We start from the raw sequence: 24,412 nt of genomic DNA on the forward strand, positions 1-24,412 counted from the left end.
TGATGAGCCTTCCCGACCCCTATCGGGCAAAAAGAATCCATTTGGCGCGAACTGTTTGCTGACATCACCAGTCCGCGGCAGGCTCCTCATCCCGGACGGCCCGCAGGGCCAAGCCGGGATCCAGACAGGCGCTGCGCAAGTGCCGCTGGATCTCCGCTTTCGCGGGGATGACAGGCAAAGAACCCATCCCGCGCAAACGGTTCATCGACATCACCAGCCCGCGACAGGCGCCTCACGGGCTGGGCAGTTCGCGCTCCTGATCGGGGTGCGCCGCGCGTTCGCTGTAGGGTTGGCCGAGTTCAGCCTCCACCGCTGGCGTGCGCCAGCCGGAGCGCACGCCCCACAGGTAGAACACCAGACCGATCACGGCGACCACGAGCAGATCCCAGCCGTAGGGCAGATAACCCTTGCCGCCGAACTGCGTGCTGCCCAGCCACGACACCAGTGCCAGCGTGGGCAGGTAGGCGATCAGCCACCACGCGCCGCGCAGTTGCCGTCCGAAATCGCGCCAGCCATTCCTGGCCTGGTAATAGAAGTACACCGGCAGCGCCACCACCATCAGCAGGATGATCTCGCCGGTCAGCGGCCAGCGCGCCCAGTACAGCAGTTCGGTGGACATCACGAAAGCCACGCCGGCCAGTAGCGGCAGCGCGGCGATGCGCAGCGGCCGCGTGAGGTCGGGCGCGGTGCGGCGCAGCGTCATCGCGCTGACCGGGCCGGTGAGGTAGCTGATGATCGTCGCCACCGAGATCACCGCCGCCAGCGTGCCCCAGCCGCGGAAGAAAAACAGGAACAGGTACGACACCGCCAGATTCAGCCACATCGCCGGACGCGGCACGCCCCAGCGCGCATGCACCCGGCCCAGCGCCGCGGGCAGGGTGCCGTTGCGCTGCATGCCGACCAGCATGCGCGCCGTGGTCGCCGTATAGGTGATGCCGGTGCCGCTGGGACTGACGAACGCATCCGCGTACAGCAGCAGTGCCAGCCAGTGCAGGTTCAACAGCAGCGCCAGTTCGGCGAACGGCGAGCGCAGATCGATGCCGTGCCAGCCGGCGCGCATGAGCAGGTCGTGCGGCACGGCGCCGAGATAAGCCACCTGCAGCAGTACGTAGATCACCGCCGCGATCGCGATCGAGCCGAGCACCGCGAACGGCACGCTGCGGCCGGGATTGCGTGCCTCGCCGGCCAGGTTCACCGGGCTCTGGAATCCGTTGAAGCTGAACACGATGCCGGCCGTGGCCACCGCGGTGAGGATCGCGGCGAAGTCGAATGCATGCGTTCCGCCGTGCACGCCGACATCGAAATTGGCGCGGTGGAAACCGCTGGCGATCAGCGCCAGCGCCGTCGCCGCCGGCACGACCAACTTCACCCAGGTGATCGCGGTATTCGAGTGCGCGAACAGTTTCACGCTCCAGAAGTTGATCAGGAAAAACATCCCCACCAGCATCGCGGCGATGAGCAGGCCGCTCGTGGTCAGCTCGCCGCTGCCGCCGGGGTGGTGCACGAACAGCGCCTCGGCCCAGGCGAACGGCCACGAGGCCATGTACTGCACCGAGGCCTCGGCTTCGACCGGGATCACCGAGACGATCGCGATCCAGTTGGCCCAGGCCGCGATGAAACCCACCAGCGAGCCGTGCGAGTAATGCCCGTAGCGCACCATGCCGCCGGATTCGGGAAACATCGCGCCCAGCTCGGAATACGTCAGCGCGATGCTGGTGATGATCGCCGCGCCCAGCACCCACGCCCACACCGCGCCCGGTCCGGCCAGCCCGGCCGCGCGCCAGGCGCCGAACAGCCAGCCCGAGCCGATGATCGAGCCCAGCCCGGTGAACAGCAGGGCGATCGCGCCGACTTCGCGGCGCGGCGAGGATGGGTGTTGCATGGGTCTCTCCCGTGGATGCGCGCCGCCGCGAACCGGCGGCGCCACTGCGTGCCGCGATTGTCGCAGTGGTGGCCAGCGCTGTCAGCCTGCAATCACACGTTGCCGCAAATACACGTTGCCGTCATTCCCGCGCAGGAACGTCATCCCCGAATGCTTGTGTCGGGGACGGGAACCGCTCCATGAAAGTGCAGTCGTGCATGTCGATGCCGGCGCGGGCGCGCGGGTCATGCATCCCGACCCGACGCTGCGCGTCGCCCGGGCTGACGGCATCGGGCCGCTCCGAGCCTGTGAAAAATTCCGCGTCGTGCGGAATTTTTCATCGGCGCGTCCGGCACAGGTCCGTACGCGCCTGCGCGAAGCAGCCACGTGCGTGACCGCTTCGCGACCGGCCATCCATGGCCGGGCTGAGAGGCTGAAAAATTCACAGCCGCTCAGCACTCGATGACGTTGACGGCGAGGCCGCCGCGCGAGGTTTCCTTGTATTTCTCCTTCATGTCCTCGCCGGTGGCGCGCATGGTCTGGATGACCTTGTCCAGCGAGACGAAATGCTTGCCGTCGCCGCGCATGGCCATGCGCACCGCGTTGATGGCCTTCACCGCGCCCATCGCGTTGCGCTCGATGCAGGGGATCTGCACCAGGCCGCCGATCGGGTCGCAGGTCAGACCCAGGTTGTGCTCCATGCCGATCTCGGCGGCGTTCTCCACCTGCGTCGGGGTCGCGCCCATGGCCGCGGCCAGTCCGCCGGCGGCCATCGAGCAGGCCACACCCACCTCGCCCTGGCAGCCGACCTCGGCACCGGAGATCGACGCGTTCTCCTTGTACAGGATGCCGATGGCGCCCGCGGTGAGCAGGAAGTCGATCACGCCCTGCGCGCTGGCGCCGGGCACGCAGCGGTCGTAGTAGTGCAGCACGGCCGGGATGATGCCGGCGGCGCCATTGGTGGGCGCGGTGACCACGCGGCCGCCGGCGGCGTTTTCCTCGTTCACCGCCAGCGCGTACAGATTGACCCAGTCGAGGATCGACAGTGGATCGCGCAGCGCGGCCTCGGGGCGCTCGCGCAGTTCGCGCGCCATCTGCGGCGCGCGGCGCGGTACCTTGAGTCCGCCGGGCAAGATGCCGTCCGAGCGCAGGCCGCGCGTCACGCAGTCCTGCATGGCCTGCCACAGGTTCTGCAGGCCGGCGCGCACCTCGGCTTCACTGCGCCACACGCATTCGTTGGCCAGCATCAGCTGCGCGATGCTCTTGCCTTCGCGCGCGCAGTGCGCCAGCAGATCGGCGCCGCTGTGGAACGCATACGGCAGGGGCGTGGTATCGGCGACGATGCGGTCTTCGGCGGCCTCGTCCTGGTTGACCACGAAGCCGCCGCCGACCGAGTAGTAGTCGCGCGTGGCCAGCAGGGCGCCGCTGGCGTCGAAGGCGCCGTAGCGCATGCCGTTGACGTGGTAAGGAAGCTTCTGGCGTTTGTTGAAGACGAGATCCTGGGCTTCGTCGAAGGCGATGGCGTGCGTGCCGCCCAGGCGCAGCCGCCGCTCGTCGCGGATGCGCTGCAGGATCGCCGGGATGGCGTCGGGATCGATCCGGTCGGGCCAGTGGCCTTCCAGCCCCAGCAGCACCGCCTTGTCGGTGCCGTGGCCGCGACCGGTCATGGCCAGCGAGCCGTACAACTCGACGTGCACGCGTGCCACGCGCGGCAGATTGCCCGCATCCGCCAGCCAGCGCTGCACGAAGCGCGCCGCCGCGCGCATCGGCCCCACCGTGTGCGAGGACGACGGCCCGATGCCGATTTTGAACAGATCGAAGACGCTGACGGCCATGCATGATCACCACGAGAATCGGTCTATTGTAGGCGCCCCATTCAGCCCGGTGCCTCGCAATGCAGCAGCCCGTGTTCACGCTCTACCGCCGCGATGCCTGTCTGCTGTGCGCGCTGGCCGAGGCGCTGCTGGGCGAGGCCGGCGTGATCTACGCGGTGGTGGATATCGAGTCCAGCGTGGCGCTGGAGGCGCGCTACGGCACGCGCATTCCGGTGCTGGCGCGCGACGATGGCGCCGAGCTGGGCTGGCCGTTCGATGCCGAGGCGCTGCGCGCCTTCGTCGCGTGTGCGCCGTGAACGGCGCTGCACGCGCGACGCGCGGTCAGCCCGGCGCGCGGGCCTGGTTCAGCAGCTCCTCGGCGCGGTGACAGGCGACCTGCCCGCCTGACAGATCGCGCAGCCGCGGGCGCTCGGCGCTGCAGCGCTCGGTGGCGAAAGAGCAACGCGTGCGGAACGCGCAGCCCGATGGCGGATCGAACGGCGAGGGGATCTCGCCGCGCACCGGCGCGGCGCGCACCCGGCGCGCGGCATCGGGATCGGGGATCGGCGCGGCCGCGAACAGCATGCGCGTGTACGGGTGCATGGGCTGCGCGAAGATCGCGTCGCGGCTGGCGATCTCGACCACGCGACCGAGGTACAGCACCAGCACGCGCTGCGCGATGTGGCGCACGCTGGCCAGGTCGTGGGCGATGAATACCAGGGTCAGCGCGCGCTCGGTCTTGAGATCCTGCAGCAGGTTGATCACCTGCGACTTGATCGACACATCGAGCGAGCTCACCGGTTCGTCGCAGACCAGCAGGCGCGGCTCCACCGCCAGCGCGCGCGCGATGCCGATGCGTTGCGCCTGGCCGCCGGAAAACTCGTGCGCGTAGCGGTTGACCTGGTTGGGCAGCAGGCCGACGCGCTGCATCATCGCCAGCACGCGCGCGTGGCGCTCGGCGCGCGGCAGTTCGGGGCGCAGCGCGCGCAGCGGCTCGCCGATGATCTGGCCCACGGTCATGCGCGGGTCGAGCGCGGCCAGCGGGTCCTGGAAGATGATCTGCAGCTCGCGGCGCAGCGGGCGCAGCGACTTCGCGTCCAGCGCCAGCAGATCGTGTCCGGCGTAGTGCAGGTGGCCGCCGCTGCTCGGCACCAGGCGCAGCAGTGCGCGCGCCAGTGTGGATTTGCCGCAGCCGGATTCGCCGACGATGCCCAGCGTCTCGCGCTCGGCCACGCTGAAGCTGACGCCATCGACCGCGCGCAGCACGCGCTTGCGCTGCTTCCAGCCACTGCCGGGCACGTGGAAATGCACCGACAGGTCATCGACTTCGAGCAGCGGCGGCGCGACCGGCTCGTTCATGCCGCGGTCCCCAGCTTGCCCAGCGCGCCAACGTGATGACAGGCGCGCCAGTGCGCGGGGCCGACATCGAGCAGCTCCGGCATCTGCGTCGCGCAGCGCGGTTCGCAGTACACGCAGCGCGGCGCGAACGGACAGCCCGCGGGCAGGTGCGCGAGGTCGGGCGGGTTGCCGGCGATGGTGGCCAGCACACCGTGGCTGGTGACATCCGGACGCGGCACCGAGCGCAACAGGCCCTCGGTGTAGGGATGGCGGTAACTGGCGAACAGGGTATGCACGTCGGCCTGCTCCATCACGCGGCCGCCGTACATGACGATCACGCGGTCGGCGATTTCGGCGATCACGCCGAGGTCGTGGGTGATGAACACGATGGCGGTGTTGAAGCGCTGGCGCAGCTCGTCCAGCAAGGCCAGGATCTGGCGCTGCACGGTGACATCGAGGAAGGTCGTGGGCTCGTCGCAGATCAGCAGGTCGGGGCGCGTGAGCATGGTCATGGCGATCATCACGCGCTGGCGCATGCCGCCGGAAAATTCGTGCGGATGCATGGCCAGGCGCCTGGGCGCGTCGGTGATGTGCACCATCTCCAGCGCCGCGATGGCCTCGCGCTCGGCGGCGCGGCGGCCCATGCCGCGATGCCGCTGCAGCACCTCGGTCATCTGCCGGCCGACGCTGAGGAACGGGTTGAGCGCGGTCATCGGGTCCTGGAAGATCATGCCCATGCGCGCGCCACGCAGCTCGTTGAGTGCGCCATGCGACAGGCCCAGCAGTTCCCTGCCATCGAAGCGCGCGCTGCCCTCGGCGCGGCCGTTGCGCGCCAGCAAGCCCATCACGCCCAGCCAGGTCTGGCTCTTGCCCGAGCCGGACTCGCCGACGATGCCCAGCACCTCGCCGCGTTCGACCTCCAGGCTGATGTCGTTGACCGCGCGCACCGTGCCGCCAGAGACGGTGGCGAAACGCACGCTCAGGTTGCGAACTTCGAGCACGGGCATGTCAGCGGTCCATGGTCAGCGGTCCTTGGGATCCAGCGCGTCGCGCAGACCATCGCCGATGAAGTTGAAGCAGTACACGATCACCGCCAGAAAGATCGACGGGATGATCAGTTGGTAGGGGTAGGACTGCAGCACGCTGGCGCCGTCGCTGACCAGTCCGCCCAGCGAGGTCATCGGCGCCTGCACGCCGAGGCCGAGAAAGCTGAGGAATGCCTCGAACAGGATGATCGAGGGAATCGTCAGGGTGACGTAGACGATCACGATGCCGATCAGGTTGGGCACGATGTGGCGACGGATGATGCTGGTGTTGCCGACACCACCGGCGCGCGCGGCCTCGATGAATTCCTTCTGCTTGAGGCTCAGCGTCTGCCCGCGCACGATGCGCGCGATGTCCAGCCACGACACCGCGCCGATGGCCGCGAACATCAGCAGGATGTTGCGCCCGAACAGCACGATCAGGACGATCACGAACGGGATGAACGGCACCGAGTACAGCACGTCCACGGTGCGCATCATCAGGCCGTCGAGCCAGCCGCCCACGTAGCCGGCGATGGCGCCCCAGGTGACGCCGATCAGCAGCGTCACCAGCGTGGCCACCACGCCGACCATCAGCGAGATGCGGCAGCCCCACAGCACGCGCACGAACAAGTCGCGACCGAGGCCGTCGGTGCCGAACCAGTGCATGCCGGCCAGCGTGGGTCCGTGGTCGAGCAGATTCCAGTCGGGTTGCGCGTAGTTGTACGGCCACACCCAGGGCAGCACGATGCAGCCCACGGTGATGATGCCGAGCACGACCAGGCTGGTCATCGCCGCGCGGTTGCGGCGCAGCCGTGCCCAGGCGTCCTGCCACAGGCTGCGTCCGCGCGCGGCATCGCTGCCGGCCAGCGCCTGCGCGCGTAGCGCCGCGCCGCGCCCCGGATACCAGTTGAACCACTCGCGGCGCGGTGCGCCGCTCATTGGAAGCGCACGCGCGGGTCGAGGATGCCGTACAGCACATCCGCGACGAGGTTGAACAGCACGATCAGCAATCCGTACAGCACGGTCACGCCCATCACCAGGGTGTAGTCACGATTCATGGCGCCATTGACGAAGAAGCGCCCGATGCCGGGCAGGCCGAAGATCTCCTCGACCACGATCGAGCCGGTGATGGTGTTGACCACCGCCGGGCCGAGGAAGGACACCATCGGCAGCATGGCCGGGCGCAGGGCATGGCGCAGGATCACCGTGCGCTCGGGCAGGCCCTTGGCGCGCGCGGTGCGGATATAGGGGCTGTTGAGCACCTCGATCATGCTGCCGCGCATGACGCGCGCGGCGTAGGCGATCAGCGGCAGGCCCAGGGCCACCGCGGGCAGGATCGCGTACAGCGGATCGCCGGCCGACCAGCCGCCCGCCGGCAGCCAGTGCAGCATCACCGCCAGCACCAGGATCATCACCGGCGCCAGCACGAAGGTCGGGATGGAGATGCCGGCCATGGCCACCGCCATCGGGAAATAATCCAGCCAGCTGTTCTGCTTCAGCGCCGAGACGATGCCCAGCGGAATGCCCAGCAGCAGCGCGCCCAGCAGCGCCGGCACGCCGATGGCGATATCCACCGGGAAGCCCTGGCCGATGAGCTGGTTGACCGTGATGCTGCGATACACGAACGAGGGCCCGAAATTGCCGTGCAGGATGTTGCCCAGATAGTCGAGGTACTGCCGCCACAAGGGCAGGTTGAGGTGGTACATGCGCTCCAGATTGAGCTTGACCTGTGGCGGCAGCGCGCGCTGCATCTCGAACGGCCCGCCCGGTGCCGCGCGCAGCAGGAAGAACGACAGCGTGATGATGACCAGCATGGTCGGGATGGCGCCCAGCAGGCGGCGTGCGGTGTAGCGTGCCAGCGCGCCCATCAATGCACCGTGTGCTGCAGGATGGCGATGTATTGCGCCGGGTGCACGTCGAGCAGATTGGTGTGCCAGCCCGTGACGTAGGGTTTCACCAGGTTGTCCGAGGTATAGAAGTACAGCGGGATGTAGGGCATCTGCGTGCCCAGCACGCGCTCGGCCTGCTCGAAATACCGGTAGCGCTGGACGTTGTCGTTGCTGGATTGTGCGGCCTGCAGCAGTTTCTGGAACGGCGCGTAGGAGAAATCGCCGTAGTTCATCGCATAGCCGACCTGGAACTGGTGCATGAAGGTGTTGGGGTCGAGGTAGTTGCCGATCCACGCGCTCCAGTAGAGCTTGGCGTTCTTGTACTGGATGTCCTGCAGCATCACCTTCCACTGCTCGTTCCACAGCCGCACGTCGGCGCCGAGATTCTCCTTCCACATCAGCGTCAGTGCCTCCATGTACTGGCGCGCCGAGCTGCCTTGGGTGTCGTAGAGCAGCTTCACACGCAGCTCGTGGCCCGGGCCATAGCCGGCGGCGGCGTACAGGCGACGCGCCTCGGCCAGGCGCCGCGCGCGTGGCCAGTGCGCCCAGTCCGGCACCTGCTGCGTGTAGCCCGGCAACGGCGGCATCAGCGAATACGCCGGAATGAACAGGCCGCGCGCCAGCTTGTCGTTGAGCACCTTGCGTTCCAGCGCCATCGACAAGGCCAGGCGCAGATCGCGATTGGCGAAGGGCTTTTCGTGCACCAGCATGCCCAGATAGGCGGTGCCGTAGTACGGCGCGATGTGCACCTGCGCGCCCAGTGCGTGGCGCAGCCAGTCGACGTCGGTGGGCGGAAACGCGGGGCTGTCGGCGAAGTCCAGATCATCGGCCAGGTAACGGTCGAGCTTGGAGGCGGAGTTGCTGATCGGATACTCGATTTCCTCGCGCAGGTGCACGGCGCCGACGTTCCAGAAGTAGGGATTCCTGCGCAGCACCAGGCGGCCATTGACGACTTCGCTGGCCAGATAGAACGCGCCGTTGCTGATCAGGTGCGGCGGCCGCGTCCAGGCCAGGCCCCACTGGCGGATGGCCGGCGGATACAAGGGGTCGAAATACTCATTGGCCAGCGCCGCCGGTAGATACGGCGTGGGCTCGACCAGATCCACCACCAGCTCGTGCGCGCCGAGCGTGTGCACGCCCAGCGCCGAGGGCGGCAGCGTGGCGTTGATGATCGCGTTGGCGTTGACGATCATGCTCAGCGATTCGGCGTACTGCGCGGCGGTGTCCGGGTCGACCTCGCGTTGCCACGAGTACACGAAATCCTGCGCGGTCACCGGCGCGCCGTTGCTCCAGCGTGCGTCGGGGCGCAGGTAGAAGGTCCAGCGCAGTCCGTTCCTGCTCGTCGTCCAGCGTGACGCCACGCCCGGCACCACTTCGCCCTCGGCGTTGAACTGTGTGAGTCCCTGGAACAGATCGACGAGCACGTCGAAGCCAGGCACGTCCGTGGCCAATGAAGGGTCCAGCGTGCGCGGTGAGCTTTGCAGGCTGCGCACGAACACCTGCTGCGCGGGCGGCGCCAGCGCGGTGCCGACGCTGTAGTGGTGGATCTCGCCGGTGGGCTGGCGCGGTGCGCAGCCGCCGAGCAGCAGCAGCGTCAGCAGCGCGCCGGCGAGGTGGAAACCATGGCGCGGCGCGATGCGCTTGGACAGGGGCATGAAGGACTGCGTGCAGAACCGCGAGGCGGCGATGAAGTTCTGATCGGCAGCGTCCGCACAAGTTCCCCGTGGTCGCGCGCACGGGCGATCACATTCAGCGCGTGGTCGCGTGAGTCATCCGCAAGACAGGCGCGTGGTGGTGCATCAGCCGTGGCGCCATTTCAGCAACAGGATCGTGCCCGCCAGCAGCAGCGTGATCGCATTGGACACGATGATCGGCCAGGCACCGAGCGTCAGTCCGTAGCCCAGCCAGAACGCCACGCCCACGGTGAAGGTCAGGTACATGCCCAGCGACAGCGCGCGCGTGTCGTGCGTGCGCAGCGTGCGCCAAGCCTGCGGGATGAAGGCCACGGTGGTCAGCGTGGCGGCGATGTAGCCCAGCCAGTCGCCGGGCGGGATGGCGGCGCTCATGCACGGATCATGGCATGGCCACGCGGTGCTGTTGCGGCGCTTGGCGCCGTCGCGGACGCTGGGCTACGCTGGCGCGCTGGATCACCAAGGTCACGTCATGAGCACGCAGGAAACTTACGAGCCGCAAACCATCGAAGCCGCCGCGCAGCAGTTCTGGGATGCGCGCGGCGCCTACACGGTCAAGGAAGACGCTGGCCGGCCCAAGTTCTACTGCCTGTCGATGCTGCCGTATCCGTCCGGGGCGCTGCACATGGGCCACGTGCGCAACTACACCATCGGCGACGTGATCAGCCGCTATCAGCGCATGACCGGGCACAACGTGCTGCAGCCGATGGGCTGGGACGCGTTCGGCCTGCCCGCCGAGAACGCCGCGATCAAAAACAACACCGCGCCGGCGCAGTGGACCTACGCCAACATCGAGGCCATGCGCGCCCAGCTCAAGGCACTGGGTTACGCGATCGACTGGTCGCGCGAGTTCGCCACCTGTCGCCCCGAGTACTACGTGCACGAGCAGCGCCTGTTCACGCGCCTGTTCAAGCAGGGCCTGGTGTACCGCAAGAACAGCGTGGTCAACTGGGATCCGGTGGACCAGACCGTGCTGGCCAACGAGCAGGTCGTCGATGGTCGTGGCTGGCGCTCGGGCGCGCTGGTGGAAAAGCGCGAGATCCCGCAGTGGTTCCTGAAAATCACCGCCTACGCCGATGAACTGCTGCGCGAGCTGGATCACCTGCCGGGCTGGCCGGAATCGGTCAAGACCATGCAGCGCAACTGGATCGGGCGCAGCGAGGGCCTCGAGATCGACTTCGAAGTCGTCGGCGAGCGCACCCCGGTCAGCGTGTTCACCACGCGCCCCGATACCTTGTTCGGGGTCAGTTTCATCAGCATCGCCGCCGAGCATCCGCTGGCGCTGAAGGCGGCGCAAGCCAATCCGCAACTGGCCGCGTTCCTGGCCGAGCTCAAGCGCGGCGGCGTGTCCGAGGCCGAGATCGAGACCCAGGAAAAGCGCGGCATGGACACCGGCCTGCAAGCCATCCATCCGCTGAGTGGCGAAAAGATCCCGCTGTGGGTGGCCAATTTCGTGCTGATGAATTACGGCACCGGCGCGGTGATGGGCGTGCCCGGCCACGATCAGCGCGACTGGGAGTTCGCCAGCAAGTACGACCTACTGATCCAGATGGTCATCGTCAGCCCCGCCGTGCGCGCGGCGATCCGTGATCTGAGCCATGACGCCGCACGCAACGCCGACCCGATGAGCGCCGCGTTGGGCGAGAGCCGTCCACTGGATGTGCTCGAGGCCTCGGGCGAGCTGGACCTGGTGGAGGCGTTCCAGCGCGGCATCGTGGTCGATGGCGCGTACACCGATTACGGTTACCTGGTGAACTCGGGCGAGTTCGATGGCATGGATTTCAAACAGGCCTTCGCCGCCATCGCACGCAAGCTGGAGGCGCAGGGCAAGGCGCAACGCAAGATCAACTGGCGCCTGCGCGACTGGGGTGTCAGCCGCCAGCGCTACTGGGGCTGTCCGATCCCGATCATCTACTGCGCGCGCTGCGGCGCGGTGCCGGTGCCCGAGGCGCAACTGCCAGTGCGTCTGCCCGAGGACGTGGCGTTCGCCGGGTTGCAGTCACCGATCAAGGCCGATCCCGACTGGCGCCGCTGCACCTGCCCGCAATGCGGCGGGCCGGCCGAGCGCGAGACCGACACCTTCGATACCTTCATGGAGTCGAGCTGGTACTACGCGCGCTACACCTCGCCCGGTGCCGGCGACATGGTCGATGCGCGCGCCGACTACTGGCTGCCGGTGGACCAGTACATCGGCGGCATCGAGCACGCCATCCTGCACCTGCTGTATTTCCGGTTTTTCCACAAGCTGCTGCGCGACGCCGGCATGGTGCATTCCGACGAGCCGGCGACGCGCTTGCTCACCCAGGGCATGGTGGTGGCTGAAACCTTCTTCCGCGCCGGGGTCGATGGCGGCAGGACCTGGATCAATCCCGCCGAGGTCGAGATACGTCGTGACGAGCGCGGGCGCATCGTGGGCGCGCTGTCATGCGATGACCATCGCCCGGTCGAGATCGGCGGCATCGAGAAGATGTCCAAATCGAAGAACAACGGTGTCGATCCGCGCACCATGATCGCGCGTTACGGTGCCGACACCGTGCGCCTGTTCTCGATGTTCGCCGCGCCGCCCGAGCAGTCGCTGGAGTGGAACGAGGCCGGCGTCGAGGGCATGTCGCGGTTCTTGCGCCGCTTCTGGCGCGAGGTGGTGCAGCACGCCGCGCAACCGGATCATCCGTCCGTGGATGTCGCTGCGCTGACGCCCGCGCAGAAGGAGCTGCGCCGCGCCCTGCACGAGACTATCGCCAAGGTCGCTGACGACTACGGCCGCCGGCTGAGCTTCAACACCGCCATCGCCGCGCTGATGGAATTGCTCAACACGCTGCAGAAATTCGACGACATGAGCGCGCAGGGCCGCGCCGTGCGCCATGAGGCGTTGCAGGCCATGGTGCTGCTGCTCAATCCGGTCACGCCGCACATCTGTCATGCGCTGTGGCAGGTGCTGGGCAACGCCGAGTGCGTGCTGGAGGATGTTCCCTTCCCGCAGGCGGATGCGGCCGCGCGCGTGCGCGACCGGCTGACGCTGGCGGTGCAGGTCAATGGCAAGCTGCGCGGCACCATCGAGGTGGCCGCCGACGCCACGCGCGAGACCATCGAGGCGGCCGCGCAGGCCGAGCCCAACGTGGCCCAGTTCCTCAAGGACCAGAGCGTGCGCAAGCTGATCGTGGTGCCCGGCAAGGTCGTCAATATCGTGGTTGGATGATCCCGCCCCGGGCGTGGCTCCGCACCGCGGCATACGCCCGCACTGGCTTGATTCCCGCGCCCGCAGCCGCATCTCGGATGTAGTGGCGGCACCTCGCCGCCTTTCGTTTGCGGGGATCAACCATGCGGATGGACAAGCTCACCTCGCGTCTGCAGCAGGCGCTGGCGGACGCGCAGTCGCTGGCCGTGGGCCACGACAACAACATCATCGAACCGGCGCATCTGATGGCGGCGCTGCTGGCGCAGCAGGGTGGCGGCACCGCGCCGCTGCTGACCCAGGCCGGGGTCAACGTGCCGGTGCTGCGGCAACGTGTCAATGAGGTGCTCGAGCGCCTGCCCAAAGTCAGCGGGCAGGAGGGCAGCGTCAATGCCAGCAATGATCTCGGCCGCCTGCTCAACCTCACCGACAAGCTGGCGCAGCAGCGCGGCGACCAGTTCATCGCCAGCGAGCTGTTCCTGCTGGCGGCGCTGGACGACCGCGGCGAGCTGGGCCAGGCACTGAAAGCAGCGGGCGCGAACAAGGCCGCGCTGGAAGCGGCCATCGGGAAAATGCGCGGCGGCGAGAAAGTGCAGGCGGAAAACGCCGAGGACCAGCGTCAGGCGCTGAACAAATACACCGTGGATCTCACCGCGCGCGCGGAGAGCGGCAAGCTCGATCCGGTGATCGGCCGCGACGAGGAGATCCGTCGCGTCATCCAGGTGCTGCAGCGGCGCACCAAGAACAATCCGGTGCTGATCGGCGAGCCCGGCGTGGGCAAGACCGCGCTGGTCGAGGGCCTGGCGCAGCGCATCGTCAACGGCGAGGTGCCCGAGGGCCTGCGCGACAAGCGCGTACTGGCGCTGGACATGGGCTCCTTGCTGGCCGGTGCCAAGTTCCGCGGCGAGTTCGAGGAACGCCTGAAGGCGGTGCTCAACGAGCTGTCCAAGGAAGAAGGCCGCGTGATTCTGTTCATCGACGAGATCCACACCATGGTCGGCGCCGGCAAGGCTGAAGGCGCCATGGATGCCGGCAACATGCTCAAGCCCGCGCTGGCGCGCGGCGAGCTGCACGCCATCGGCGCGACCACGCTGGACGAGTACCGCAAGTACATCGAGAAGGATGCCGCGTTGGAACGCCGCTTCCAGAAGGTGTTCGTGGGCGAGCCCACGGTCGAGGACACCATCGCGATTCTGCGTGGCCTCAAGGAGCGCTATGCCGTGCATCACGGCGTGGAGATCACCGATCCGGCCATCGTCGCCGCGGTCACGCTGTCCAACCGTTACATCGCCGATCGCCAGTTGCCGGACAAGGCCATCGACCTGATGGACGAGGCCGCCAGCCGCCTGCGCATGGAGATCGACTCCAAGCCCGAGGAACTGGACCGCCTCGAACGCCGCCTGATCCAGCTGAAGATCCAGCGCGAGGCGCTGAAGAAGGAGAAAGACCCGGAATCGAAGAAGCGCCTGGCCGATCTGCAAACCGACATCACCAGGCTCGACCGCGAGTTCGACGACCTCAACGAAGTGTGGAAGGCCGAGAAAGCCACGTTGCAGGGCGCGACCCGAATCAAGGAACAACTGGAGCAGGCGCGCATGGACCTGGAGGCCGCGCAGCGGCACCAGGATTACGCGCGCATGAGCGAGATCCAGTACGGGCGCATCCCCGAACTGGAGCGCCAGTTGTCGGCCGCGCAGGAGGTCGAGCATCAAGGCCTGACCCTGCTGCGCGACAAGGTCACCGCCGAGGAAATCGCCGAGGTGGTCAGCCGCTGGACCGGCATTCCGGTGAGCAAGATGCTGGAAGGCGAGCGCGAAAAGCTGCTCAAGATGGAAGACGCGCTGCACCAGCGCGTGGTCGGCCAGGACGAGGCCGTGCGCGTGGTCAGCGACGCCATCCGGCGTTCGCGCGCGGGACTGTCCGATCCCAACCGGCCCAACGGCTCGTTCCTGTTCCTCGGCCCCACCGGCGTGGGCAAGACCGAGCTGTGCAAGGCGCTGGCCGGCTTCCTGTTCGACACCGAGGAAGCCATGGTGCGCATCGACATGAGCGAGTTCATGGAGAAGCACTCGGTGGCGCGGCTGATCGGCGCGCCGCCCGGCTACGTCGGCTACGAGGAAGGCGGGTATCTGACCGAAGCGGTGCGTCGCCGCCCCTACAGCGTGCTGCTGCTGGACGAGGTCGAGAAGGCGCACCCGGATGTGTTCAATGTGCTGCTGCAGGTGCTCGACGATGGCCGCCTCACCGATGGCCAGGGGCGCACCGTGGACTTCCGCAACACGGTGATCGTGATGACCTCCAACCTCGGCTCGCAGCTGATCCAGGAGATCGCGGGGCGCGGTGGCGAATCCGAGGCCGCCTACACCGAGATGAAGGCCGCGGTGATGGCCGTGGTGCAGGCGCACTTCCGTCCCGAGTTCATCAACCGCCTCGATGAGATCGTGGTGTTCCGGCCGCTGGAGCGGGCGCAGATCCGCCAGATCGCGCGCATCCAGATCGGCTACCTGGAAAAACGCCTGGCCGAGCGCCAGTTGTCGTTGCGCATCAGCGACCAGGCCTTGGACCTGCTCGCCGACGTCGGCTTCGACCCGGTGTTCGGCGCGCGTCCGCTCAAGCGCACGGTGCAACAGCAACTGGAGAACCCGCTGGCGCGCGCCATCCTGCAGGGCCAGTTCCAGCCCGGCGACAGCATCGTGGTGGACGCCAGCGGCGGCGAGATCGGCTTCCGGCGCGAGGCGGGTACGGTGGCCTGAGCCGCGCACAAAAAAGCGGCCGGGTTGCCCCGGCCGCAGTGTGCTTGACGCGGGTCCGCGCTTACCAGCGGAACGTTGCGGTGCCGTAGTAATAGGCGCCGCTGAATCCGAACGGCGAGGAGTTGGGATAGGCCAGGATGCCGCCGAAATTGTTGGCGGCGTTGTTTTGATCCGGGTACTGGTTGGTCAGGTTGTTGGCGCCGACGGTGAAATCCCAGTTGTTCCACAGATAACTGACCGAGGCGTCGAGCAGCACCTTGGCGCCGTAGGTCTGATCGCCCGACGGCGTGCTGCCATAGATTGTCCAGGTGCCGTAGCGCGTGGCCTGGCCGTGCACGCGCCAGCTGCCCAGGCTCCAGTCCGCGGCCAGGAACACCTTGTCCTTGGGCGTGCTGTTGGTGATGTAACCCTGGTTGGTGCGGTCGATCACCGGCAGGGTCAATCCGGCCAGGCCCAGTTGCGGCGGATTGGGTGCGATCGACAGGATCGTGGTCTTGTTGTAGTTGAGACCGCCGGTGAACTTGAGTGTGCTGCTGTCGCCCAGCTGCACGGGATAGGTGCCCACCACATCCACGCCGCGCGTGCGTGTGCTCACCGCATTGGTGAAGAAGCGCCCGCCACTGACGAACGGGATGCCCACCGAGGTCAGGTAATTCTGCACCGCGGTGCCAACCAGGTTGCCGCTGAGGATGATGCGATTGTCGATGCTGATCTGATACAGATCGACCGTTGCGTAGAGGCCGCTTTGCGGCGTGAACACCAGGCCGATGCTGTAGTTGTGCGACTTCTCCGGCTGCAGCGGTTGTGCGCCCAGCGCCACCGCCGCCGGATTGTTCACCGGGAACGTGCGGATGGTGAATGGCACCAGCGTGTTGCCGACGTTGACGAAGTTGATCGCCGTGCTGGAGTACCACTCCTGCTGCAGCGAGGGTGCGCGGAAACCGGTCGAGGCCGTGGCACGCAAGGCCACCGTGTCATTGAATCCGTAACGACCGGAGAACTTCCACGAGGTCGTGCTGCCGAAATCACTGTAGTTCTCGTGGCGCACCGCGAAACCGCCGGAGAGCTGGTCGTTGAAATCGGTTTCCAGGTCCAGGTACGCGGCGTTGTCGTGACGGCTGTGCGTGCCGGCATCGAGCGGCTGGTAGCCTGGGAACACCTGCGCGCCCGCGCCAGCGTACGAGGCCGCGTCCCCCTGCTTGATGGTGAACGAGTCCTTGCGATGCTCGAGTCCCCAGGCCACGGTCAGCGGATTCTTCAGCCAGCTCAGATCCACGCCCTTGTTGAAATCGGCGTTCAGCACATCCTCGCGATTGAGCAGGGTGCCGATATAAAAACCGGTCGGCGAAGCCGCGCCCAGCGAGTAGTTGAAGGTGTTGCTGGTGTCGAGCTTCCAGTGATTGCCACCGGTGTTGTAACTGAGGTCGTAATGCCAGCCGTCGAGCACCGTGCCGCGCAGGCCCGCGACCAGCGAGGTATCGAGGATGGAACTGTTTTCGATCGGCAGGTAACCGGCCGGGTAGACCGCCACCGCCGCCGGATTGCTGGCGCTGTAGGCCGACAGCGAGCGGAAAAACCCGCCGGCGCTGACGTTGCGCTTGTTGAAAACGCTGAACGCGTAGAACTGCACCTGCGGGGTCAGGTCGTACTGCATGTTGATCGCGGCGTTCTTCTGCTTGAGCAGCGGAATGCCGTAGTGGAACGTGACCTGGCCGTAAGTCGGATTGGTCGGATAGCGCAGATCCGGGCCGGCGAGATTGGTCGGGTCCTGATGCGTGTAGTCGGCGCTCAGATAGATCCAGCCCTTCTGACCCAGCGCGAAGCCACCATCGGCGCCGCCCTGCGCGGTGCGGCCATCGGCGTTGTCGTGCTTGCTGTACTGGCCCAGCGTGCCGCTGACCGAGCCGCCGTGATTGCCGCCCTTGAGGATGATGTTGATCACGCCGGCGATGGCGTCCGAGCCGTACTGCGCCGCGGCGCCGTCGCGCAGGACCTCGATGCGCGCGATCGCGTTCATCGGAATGGCGTTGAGATCCACCGGCGAGGAGCCGCGCCCCAGCGTGCCGTTGACGTTGACGATGGCCGTGGTGTGCTGGCGCTTGCCGTTGATCAGCACCAGGGTTTCGTCCGGCGAGAGACCACGCAACTGCGCCGGCTGGATCGCGTCGGTGCCGTCGGTGACGGAGGGTTGCGGAAAATTGAACGATGGCAGCAGCGTGCGCAGTGCCTGCGCCAGACTCGGGGCGCCGGTCTGCTCGAGATCCTTCGGCGTGAGCACGTCGATCGGTGCCATTGAATACGCCACCGTGCGATCGGCCATGCGCGTGCCGGTGACGACCACGGTCTGCAGTTCCTTGGCCTTGGTCGGCTGTTGCTTCGCATCCTGCGCGTGGGTGACGCCGGCGGCGGCGAGTGCAGCGAACAAAACCGCGTGTCGCGGTGCGGGTGCGAATCTCATGCGGGTAACCCCTCGATGGTCGAATCAGCCCTGATCGCGCCGGCCCGGTGCCGGCCTCCTTGATGCGAACGTAATATCTGTGTATCAATTTAGTCAAATTGCAATTAAGTCACGCCGGGCATGCAGTCTTGCCAGCATGCGTCGCATCCGGCTCGCAAATCGCCCGACAGGCTGCCGGTGCGGGGACTGCACGTGCCCCTGCCGGGCTTGATCCGCAGCCTGCGCGCCCCAATGCTGCATGCGCTTGCACACTCGATGGTTTCTCCATGCCGATCTACGCTTACAGATGCACTGCCTGCGGCCATGCGTTCGACCGCCTGCAAAAACTTTCCGATCCTGCGCCTGATGCCTGTCCGGCCTGTGGTGCCGCCCAGGTGCAGCGGCAAGTCACGGCACCGGCGTTTCGGCTGGCTGGCAGCGGCTGGTACGAAACCGATTTCAAGAAGGATGGCCAGCGCAACGTCGTGCGCAAGGACGAGGCGCCGGCCGCAGCCGCTGCCGACAAACCCGCGGCCGAGGCCAAACCCGCGGCCGAGGCCAAGCCGGCCGGCGCCGGCGCGCACCGTTGCGGCAGCGGTTGCGGCTGCAACTGAGCGCGCACGCCAGCGCCGGGTGCGCTGCTAACATGATTGGTTTGCATCGCCCATCAGGCGTGGAGCCACCCATGCGCAGCCATTACTGCGGCCAGATCGACGCTGGCCTGATCGATCATGAAGTCAGCCTGTGCGGCTGGGTGGATACGCGCCGCGACCACGGCGGCGTGGTGTTTCTGGACCTGCGTGACCATACCGGCATCGCCCAGATCGTGGTCGAGCCCGACAACGCCGCGGCCTATGCCGCGCTGGCCGGTGCCAGTTACGAGTGGTGCCTGCGCGTGCAGGGCACGGTGCGCAAGCGCATCAATGCCAATGAGCGCATCGCCACCGGCGCCTTCGAGGTGCTGGCCGCGCGCGTCGAGGTGCTGAATGCCGCGCGCGATCTGCCGTTCGCGCTGCACGAGCCCACCCACGAGGACACGCGCCTCGCGCAGCGGCATCTGGACCTGCGCCGGCCCGAGATGCAGCACGCCTTGCGCACGCGCACGCGCCTGACGCGGGCGCTGCGCAACTGGCTGGACGCGCGCGATTTCCAGGACCTGGAAACGCCGATCCTGACCAAAGCCACGCCCGAGGGCGCGCGCGATTTCCTGGTGCCGGCGCGTCTGCACGCCGGCGAGTTCTACGCGTTGCCGCAATCGCCGCAGCTGTTCAAGCAGTTGCTGATGATCGCCGGCTTCGATCGCTACTACCAGATCGCGCGCTGCTTCCGCGACGAGGCGCTGCGCGCCGACCGCCAGCTCGAATTCACCCAGCTCGACATGGAGTTCGCCTTCGTCGACGAGCGCGCGGTGCAGGACACGGTCGAGGCGATGATCCGCGACGTGTTCGCCGCGGTCGGCGGCATCGCGCTGGCCGATCCGTTCCCGCGCATGAGCTGGCAGGAGGCGATGACGCGCTATGGTTCGGACAAGCCGGACCTGCGCATCGCCATCGAATTGACCGACATCGCCGCGCTGGTGCGCGGCAGCGAGTTCAAGGTGTTCAGCGAGTGGGCGCAAGCTGCCGACGGGCGCGTGATCGCGCTGCGCGCGCCGGGTGGCGCGGCGCTGTCGCGCAAGGCCATCGACGACTGCGCCGCGCACGTCGCCAGGTTCGGCGCCAGGGGTCTGGCATGGATGAAGGTCGATGATGTCGGCAAGGGTCGTGCCGGCATCAGCTCGCCCATCGCCAAGTTCCTCGACGACGCCACGCTGGCGGCGATCCTCGCGGCTACCGGCGCGGCCAGCGGCGACGCGATCTTCTTTGGTGCCGCCGGTTTCAAGACCGCCAGCGAATTCATGGGTGCGCTGCGCCTGAAGCTGGGCCGTGATCTGGGTCTGGTGGAAAACGCCTGGCGTCCGCTGTGGGTCACCGATTTTCCGATGTTCGAGTGGGATGCCGCGGCGCAGCGTCACGTGGCCTTGCACCACCCGTTCACCGCGCCCAAGGTGGACGACGTCGCCGCGTTGTGCGCCGATCCCGCCAATGCCGTCAGCCGCGGCTACGACATGGTGCTCAATGGCAACGAGATCGGCGGCGGCTCGATCCGCATCCATCGCCCGGACATGCAGCGCGCGGTGTTCGATCTGCTCGGCATCAGCCCCGAGGAAGCCGAGGCCAAGTTCGGCTTTCTGCTGCGCGCGCTCGGCCACGGCGCACCGCCACACGGCGGCATCGCCTTCGGCATCGATCGCCTGGCCGCGCTGCTGGCCGGCACCGATTCGATCCGCGAAGTGATCGCCTTCCCCAAGACCACCGGCGCGCAATGCCTGCTCACTGGCGCGCCCGCGCCGGTGCCGGATGCGCAACTGGCCGAGTTGCATATCGCCGTGCGCAAGGAGGAATAGCGTCGCGGTGCGGCTGCTGGCGAACTCATTCACGCGGCGTTGCGGGTAGAATGCTGCGCTGCGAAAACCATTGACGAGGAAGCGAGATGGGCCGAGGTCCGTCCATTGAAGGCCGCAAGAATGCGTCTGACGCAAAACGCGGCGCGGCGTTCACCAAGCTGGCGCGCGATATTCGCATCGCCGCGCGCGGCGGTCTGCCCGATCCGGCGCACAACGCCAAGCTGCGCGCGGCGGTGGACAAGGCGCTGGTCGCCAACATGCCCAAGGACAGCATCGAACGCGCGATCCGTCGCGGCGCCGGGCTGGAGGGTGGCGCCGTGGAGGAAATCCGTTACGAAGGCTATGGCCCGGGTGGCGTTGCATTGCTGATCGATTGCCTCAGCGACAATCCCCAGCGCAGCGTGGCCGACGTGCGTCATGCGCTGAGCAAGCATGGCGGCAATCTCGGCACCAGCGGCTCGGTGGCGTTCCAGTTTCAGCGCAGCGGCGTGGTGGCGATCGATTCGGCCGGCGCTGCAGGCATCGAGGAGAAGGTGCTCGAGATCGCGCTGGAAGCTGGCGCCGATGATGTGCGCAACGAGGCCGGGCAGAGCATCGTGCTGTGCGCGCCCGAGCAGTTCGAGGCTCTGCACAAGGCGTTGCAGGACGCCGGCCTGCCAATCGCGCATGCGGGCGTGGAGATGCTCGCAGCCAATCGCGTGACGGTTCCCGCCGAGGCGCTGCAGCCGCTGCGCGATCTGCTCGACTGGCTGCACGATCTGGACGATGTGCATGAGGTGTTTCACAACGCGCTGCTGCCGGATGCGCAGGACTAGGCACGCGCCTCGCGTGTGCCGCGCCCAGCCATGACCCGCATTCTCGGCATCGATCCGGGTTCATTGCGCACCGGCGTCGGCATCGTCGATGTCACGCCCGATGGGCGCGCGCGGCATGTGTTCCATACCGCGCTGGTGGTTGGTGATGCCGATGATTTTCCACTGCGGCTGAAGGCGATTTTCGACGGTCTGCTCGAGCTGGTGAATGCCTACGTGCCGGATGAAGTCGCCATCGAGCGCGTGTTCATGGCGCGCAATCCCGACTCGGCGCTGAAACTGGGTCAGGCCCGTGGCGCGGCCTTGTGCGCGGTGCTCACGCGCACGCTGCCGGTGCACGAATACGCGCCGACCGAGATCAAGCGCGCGGTGACCGGTGGCGGCCGCGCCGACAAGACGCAGGTGCAGCACATGGTGAAAATGCTGCTGGGTCTGGAGGCGACGCCGCAGGCCGACGCCGCCGACGCGCTGGCCGTGGCCATCGCGCACGCGCACGTGCGTGCTTCGGTGGCGCGCATGGGCGTCACGCGCGCCGGCTGGCGCACGCGTCGATGAGGGTGCAGGCATGAGGGGCGGACGATGATCGGGCGCATGCGCGGATTGCTGGTGGCCAAGCAGCCGCCCTGGGTCATGGTCGAGGCGGGCGGCATCGGCTACGAGCTGGAAGTGCCGATGTCGACGCTATACGACCTGCCCGAGCTGGGCCGCGAGGTGATCTTGTTCGTGCATTACGCGCACAAGGAAGACACCGTCGCACTGTATGGCTTTTTGCGCGAGGCCGAGCGCGCGCAGTTTCGCAATTTGCTGCGGGTCAGCGGCATCGGGGCCAAGATCGCGCTGAGCGTGCTTTCCGGCGCGTCGGTGGACGAGTTCGCGCGGCTGGTGCAGACCGGTGACGTCACCGCGCTGACGCGCGTGCCTGGCATCGGCAAGAAGACCGCCGAGCGCATCGTGCTGGAATTGCGTGATCGCGTCGGCGCACCGGGCGCGGTGTCGATGGGCGTGCACGCCGACGCGCCGCGCGATCCGCATGGCGAGGCGCTGACCGCGCTGCAGCAACTCGGCTACAAACCGGTCGAGGCGCAGCGTCTGCTGCGCGACACGCAGGCGCCAGGCGACAACGCCGAAGCGCTGATCCGCAAGGCACTCAAGGCCGCGCTCGGCGGCGGCAACTGAAGGCATTGGCATGACCATCCCCAGCTCGGACTCCACTGAAGTCAGCGGCAAGCGCCTCGCGGCGCTGATGCTGGGCGCCGCCGGCGTGGTATACGGCGATATCGGCACCAGTCCGCTGTACGCGATCCAGTCCGTGTTCGGCGAGCACGGCATCAATGCCACGCCCGACAACGTGCTGGGCGCGCTGTCGCTGGTGTTCTGGGCGCTGATCATCGTGGTTTCGCTGAAATACATCCTGTTCGTGATGCGTGCCGACAACAAGGGCGAGGGCGGCATCATGTCGCTGATGGCGCTGGCCCAGCGCGGGGTCAAGGGCAGCCCGCGCATGCGCATGATGCTGCTCACCCTGGGCCTGTTCGGCGCGGCGCTGTTTTATGGCGACGGCGTGATCACTCCGGCGATCTCGGTGTTGTCGGCGGTCGAGGGCGTGGAGGTCGCCGCGCCGCATCTGGCCGAGTTCGTGGTGCCGATCACGGTGGCCATCATCCTGGTGCTGTTTGCCGCGCAGAAGCACGGCACCGCGCGCCTGGGTGCGTTTTTCGGACCAATCATGGTGGTCTGGTTCGTGGTGATCGGCCTGCTGGGCGCGGCCAGCATCGTGCAGCATCCGCAGGTCTTATTCGCGCTCAGCCCGCATTACGCGGTGCTGTTTTTCATCCACAACCACACCGATGCCTTCCTGGCGCTGGGAGCGGTCGTGCTGGTGCTGACCGGCGCCGAGGCGCTGTACGCCGACATGGGTCACTTCGGCAAGAAACCCATCCGTCGCGCATGGTCAATCCTGGTGTTGCCGGCGCTGCTGATGAATTACTTCGGACAGGGCGCGCTGCTGATCCGCGACCCCAGCACAGCGACCAATCCGTTTTATCTGATGGTGCCCGCGATCCTGCTGTACCCGATGATCGTGCTGGCCACGGTAGCCACGGTGATCGCCTCGCAGGCGGTGATTTCCGGGGCATATTCGATGACCAGCGAGGCCATGCTGCTGGGTTACTCGCCGCGCATGCAGGTGCAGCACACCTCCAGTGAACACCGTGGGCAGATCTATCTGCCTTGGATCAACACCATGCTGATGATCATGGTGCTGATCGCGGTGCTGGGCTTCCGCACGGACAGCGCGCTGGCCGCGGCGTACGGCATCGCGGTGACCGGCACCATGGCCTGCACCACGGTGCTGCTGCTGGTGGTGGCGCGCAAGCTGTGGCATTGGCCGTTGCTGATCCTGGCGCCGCTGGGCGCGGGCCTGCTGATCATCGACCTCGCGTTTTTCTCGGCTAACCTGATCAAGGTCGAGTACGGCGGCTGGTTCCCACTGCTGCTGGGCCTGCTGGTATTCGTGGTGATGAGTACCTGGCGGCGCGGCCGCGAGCTGGTGCTGCGCGAGATGAAACAGGGCGGTCTGTCGCTGGAGACCTTCATCGCCAGCATCGCCAACCACCCGCCATTGCGCGTGCCTGGCACGGCCATTTTCCTCACCGCCAATCAGGATTCGGTGCCGCACGCGCTGCTGCACAACCTCAAGCACAACAAGGTGCTGCACGAGCGCAACGTGTTGCTGACCGTGGAGACCCTGGATACGCCCACCGCGGATGCCGGCGAGCGTGTCGAACTGACCGCGCTGGGACGCGAGTTCTATCGCCTGGTCATGCGCTTCGGATTTTCCGAGGAGCCGGATGTGCCGCGCGCCCTGCAGCAGTGCCAGAAACTGGGCTTGCCGTTCGACATGATGGATACGACGTTCTTCCTCAGCCGCGAAAACATCGTCGCCAGCGAGCGCGCCGGCATGGCGCTGTGGCGCGACAAGCTGTTCGCGTTCCTGTCGCGCAATGCGATGCCGGCCACGGCGTTCTTCCGCATCCCCGGCAATCGTCTGGTGGAGCTAGGCACGCAGGTGGAGATCTAGAGGGAAGGCCTGAATACGTTCAGACCTTCCCCCAGGCCATGGATGGCGCCCTCTGACAAGTCCTGGATGGGCTTGTTCAGAGGTTCCTTGGCCGA

The 24,412-nt window shown here is 67.1% G+C and carries 18 protein-coding genes; 9 read left to right on the forward strand and 9 right to left on the reverse strand.

Annotated elements, in window-relative coordinates:
* Positions 1 to 232: 232 nt before the first annotated feature.
* Both Mschef_RS05540 and Mschef_RS05545 read right to left on the reverse strand, forming a co-directional pair.
* Positions 233 to 1,882: an APC family permease gene (locus Mschef_RS05540; protein ID WP_081126892.1), complete on the reverse strand. Its 1,650-nt coding sequence runs from the start codon at positions 1,880 to 1,882 to the stop codon at positions 233 to 235.
* Between the two features lie 431 nt (positions 1,883 to 2,313).
* A complete protein-coding gene (locus Mschef_RS05545; protein WP_081126893.1) occupies positions 2,314 to 3,696 on the reverse strand; it encodes an L-serine ammonia-lyase in 1,383 nt (460 codons plus the stop codon).
* Between the two features lie 59 nt (positions 3,697 to 3,755).
* Here Mschef_RS05545 and Mschef_RS05550 point away from each other — a divergent pair, with 59 nt between their 5' ends.
* Complete coding sequence (locus Mschef_RS05550) at positions 3,756 to 3,992, forward strand: glutaredoxin family protein (protein ID WP_081126894.1); 237 nt, start codon at positions 3,756 to 3,758, stop codon at positions 3,990 to 3,992.
* A 25-nt stretch (positions 3,993 to 4,017) separates the two neighbouring features.
* Here Mschef_RS05550 and Mschef_RS05555 read toward each other — a convergent pair whose 3' ends face one another.
* The 6 genes from Mschef_RS05555 to Mschef_RS05580 all read right to left on the reverse strand — a co-directional run bounded on the left by Mschef_RS05555 (position 4,018) and on the right by Mschef_RS05580 (position 9,993).
* Positions 4,018 to 5,034 (reverse strand): ABC transporter ATP-binding protein, encoded by a 1,017-nt coding sequence (locus Mschef_RS05555; protein WP_081126895.1) that lies wholly within the window; start codon positions 5,032 to 5,034, stop codon positions 4,018 to 4,020.
* On the reverse strand, positions 5,031 to 6,020 hold the full coding sequence (locus Mschef_RS05560) for an ABC transporter ATP-binding protein (protein ID WP_081126896.1): 990 nt from the start codon (positions 6,018 to 6,020) through the stop codon (positions 5,031 to 5,033). The genes Mschef_RS05555 and Mschef_RS05560 overlap by 4 nt, the downstream gene beginning before the upstream one ends.
* Before the next feature lie 15 nt (positions 6,021 to 6,035).
* Positions 6,036 to 6,977, reverse strand: a complete 942-nt coding sequence (locus Mschef_RS05565) for an ABC transporter permease subunit (RefSeq protein ID WP_081126897.1) — start codon at positions 6,975 to 6,977, stop codon at positions 6,036 to 6,038.
* Entirely contained in the window at positions 6,974 to 7,906 is a 933-nt protein-coding gene (oppB, locus tag Mschef_RS05570) for an oligopeptide ABC transporter permease OppB (RefSeq protein ID WP_242426472.1), read from the reverse strand. The genes Mschef_RS05565 and oppB overlap by 4 nt, the downstream gene beginning before the upstream one ends.
* On the reverse strand, positions 7,906 to 9,582 hold the full coding sequence (locus Mschef_RS05575) for a peptide ABC transporter substrate-binding protein (RefSeq protein ID WP_081126898.1): 1,677 nt from the start codon (positions 9,580 to 9,582) through the stop codon (positions 7,906 to 7,908). The genes oppB and Mschef_RS05575 overlap by 1 nt, the downstream gene beginning before the upstream one ends.
* A 144-nt stretch (positions 9,583 to 9,726) precedes the next feature.
* Positions 9,727 to 9,993, reverse strand: a complete 267-nt coding sequence (locus tag Mschef_RS05580) for a SemiSWEET transporter (protein ID WP_081126899.1) — start codon at positions 9,991 to 9,993, stop codon at positions 9,727 to 9,729.
* Between the two features lie 97 nt (positions 9,994 to 10,090).
* On the opposite strand from Mschef_RS05580, the gene leuS reads away from it, so the two are divergent.
* Positions 10,091 to 12,814: a leucine--tRNA ligase gene (gene leuS, locus Mschef_RS05585; protein ID WP_081129843.1), complete on the forward strand. Its 2,724-nt coding sequence runs from the start codon at positions 10,091 to 10,093 to the stop codon at positions 12,812 to 12,814.
* Positions 12,815 to 12,936: 122 nt separating this feature from the next.
* Positions 12,937 to 15,543, forward strand: coding sequence for an ATP-dependent chaperone ClpB (gene clpB / locus Mschef_RS05590; RefSeq protein ID WP_081126900.1), 2,607 nt, complete (start codon positions 12,937 to 12,939; stop codon positions 15,541 to 15,543).
* 61 nt (positions 15,544 to 15,604) lie between these two features.
* Here the strand turns inward: clpB and Mschef_RS05595 are convergent, their stop codons facing one another.
* Positions 15,605 to 18,001 (reverse strand): TonB-dependent receptor plug domain-containing protein, encoded by a 2,397-nt coding sequence (locus tag Mschef_RS05595; RefSeq protein ID WP_081126901.1) that lies wholly within the window; start codon positions 17,999 to 18,001, stop codon positions 15,605 to 15,607.
* A 266-nt stretch (positions 18,002 to 18,267) separates the two neighbouring features.
* Here Mschef_RS05595 and Mschef_RS05600 point away from each other — a divergent pair, with 266 nt between their 5' ends.
* The 6 genes from Mschef_RS05600 (at position 18,268) to Mschef_RS05625 (ending at position 24,317) form a co-directional block, all read left to right on the forward strand.
* Positions 18,268 to 18,594, forward strand: coding sequence for an FmdB family zinc ribbon protein (locus tag Mschef_RS05600; protein WP_081126902.1), 327 nt, complete (start codon positions 18,268 to 18,270; stop codon positions 18,592 to 18,594).
* A 71-nt stretch (positions 18,595 to 18,665) separates the two neighbouring features.
* The gene (aspS, locus tag Mschef_RS05605) at positions 18,666 to 20,426 is read left to right on the forward strand and encodes an aspartate--tRNA ligase (protein WP_081126903.1); all 1,761 of its coding nucleotides are present in this window, start codon (positions 18,666 to 18,668) and stop codon (positions 20,424 to 20,426) included.
* Positions 20,427 to 20,512: 86 nt separating this feature from the next.
* Positions 20,513 to 21,241 (forward strand): YebC/PmpR family DNA-binding transcriptional regulator, encoded by a 729-nt coding sequence (locus tag Mschef_RS05610; RefSeq protein ID WP_081126904.1) that lies wholly within the window; start codon positions 20,513 to 20,515, stop codon positions 21,239 to 21,241.
* Between the two features lie 30 nt (positions 21,242 to 21,271).
* Complete coding sequence (ruvC, locus tag Mschef_RS05615) at positions 21,272 to 21,793, forward strand: crossover junction endodeoxyribonuclease RuvC (protein WP_081129844.1); 522 nt, start codon at positions 21,272 to 21,274, stop codon at positions 21,791 to 21,793.
* A gap of 24 nt (positions 21,794 to 21,817) precedes the next feature.
* Complete coding sequence (gene ruvA, locus Mschef_RS05620; RefSeq protein WP_081126905.1) at positions 21,818 to 22,414, forward strand: Holliday junction branch migration protein RuvA; 597 nt, start codon at positions 21,818 to 21,820, stop codon at positions 22,412 to 22,414.
* A gap of 10 nt (positions 22,415 to 22,424) precedes the next feature.
* Positions 22,425 to 24,317: a potassium transporter Kup gene (locus Mschef_RS05625; protein ID WP_081126906.1), complete on the forward strand. Its 1,893-nt coding sequence runs from the start codon at positions 22,425 to 22,427 to the stop codon at positions 24,315 to 24,317.
* Positions 24,318 to 24,412: the final 95 nt, after the last annotated feature.

It is taken from the genome of Metallibacterium scheffleri (assembly GCF_002077135.1).
GTDB lineage: Bacteria > Pseudomonadota > Gammaproteobacteria > Xanthomonadales > Rhodanobacteraceae > Metallibacterium > Metallibacterium scheffleri.

What these genes read in the sequence shown, in the direction of transcription:
- Mschef_RS05540 (WP_081126892.1), bottom strand. Translation starts at nt 1,882, where the DNA reads ATGCAACACCCATCCTCGCCGCGCCGCGAAGTCGGCGCGATCGCCCTG.
- Mschef_RS05545 (WP_081126893.1), bottom strand. Translation starts at nt 3,696, where the DNA reads ATGGCCGTCAGCGTCTTCGATCTGTTCAAAATCGGCATCGGGCCGTCG.
- Mschef_RS05550 (WP_081126894.1), top strand. Translation starts at nt 3,756, where the DNA reads ATGCAGCAGCCCGTGTTCACGCTCTACCGCCGCGATGCCTGTCTGCTG.
- Mschef_RS05555 (WP_081126895.1), bottom strand. Translation starts at nt 5,034, where the DNA reads ATGAACGAGCCGGTCGCGCCGCCGCTGCTCGAAGTCGATGACCTGTCG.
- Mschef_RS05560 (WP_081126896.1), bottom strand. Translation starts at nt 6,020, where the DNA reads ATGCCCGTGCTCGAAGTTCGCAACCTGAGCGTGCGTTTCGCCACCGTC.
- Mschef_RS05565 (WP_081126897.1), bottom strand. Translation starts at nt 6,977, where the DNA reads ATGAGCGGCGCACCGCGCCGCGAGTGGTTCAACTGGTATCCGGGGCGC.
- oppB (WP_242426472.1), bottom strand. Translation starts at nt 7,906, where the DNA reads ATGGGCGCGCTGGCACGCTACACCGCACGCCGCCTGCTGGGCGCCATC.
- Mschef_RS05575 (WP_081126898.1), bottom strand. Translation starts at nt 9,582, where the DNA reads ATGCCCCTGTCCAAGCGCATCGCGCCGCGCCATGGTTTCCACCTCGCC.
- Mschef_RS05580 (WP_081126899.1), bottom strand. Translation starts at nt 9,993, where the DNA reads ATGAGCGCCGCCATCCCGCCCGGCGACTGGCTGGGCTACATCGCCGCC.
- leuS (WP_081129843.1), top strand. Translation starts at nt 10,091, where the DNA reads ATGAGCACGCAGGAAACTTACGAGCCGCAAACCATCGAAGCCGCCGCG.
- clpB (WP_081126900.1), top strand. Translation starts at nt 12,937, where the DNA reads ATGCGGATGGACAAGCTCACCTCGCGTCTGCAGCAGGCGCTGGCGGAC.
- Mschef_RS05595 (WP_081126901.1), bottom strand. Translation starts at nt 18,001, where the DNA reads ATGAGATTCGCACCCGCACCGCGACACGCGGTTTTGTTCGCTGCACTC.
- Mschef_RS05600 (WP_081126902.1), top strand. Translation starts at nt 18,268, where the DNA reads ATGCCGATCTACGCTTACAGATGCACTGCCTGCGGCCATGCGTTCGAC.
- aspS (WP_081126903.1), top strand. Translation starts at nt 18,666, where the DNA reads ATGCGCAGCCATTACTGCGGCCAGATCGACGCTGGCCTGATCGATCAT.
- Mschef_RS05610 (WP_081126904.1), top strand. Translation starts at nt 20,513, where the DNA reads ATGGGCCGAGGTCCGTCCATTGAAGGCCGCAAGAATGCGTCTGACGCA.
- ruvC (WP_081129844.1), top strand. Translation starts at nt 21,272, where the DNA reads ATGACCCGCATTCTCGGCATCGATCCGGGTTCATTGCGCACCGGCGTC.
- ruvA (WP_081126905.1), top strand. Translation starts at nt 21,818, where the DNA reads ATGATCGGGCGCATGCGCGGATTGCTGGTGGCCAAGCAGCCGCCCTGG.
- Mschef_RS05625 (WP_081126906.1), top strand. Translation starts at nt 22,425, where the DNA reads ATGACCATCCCCAGCTCGGACTCCACTGAAGTCAGCGGCAAGCGCCTC.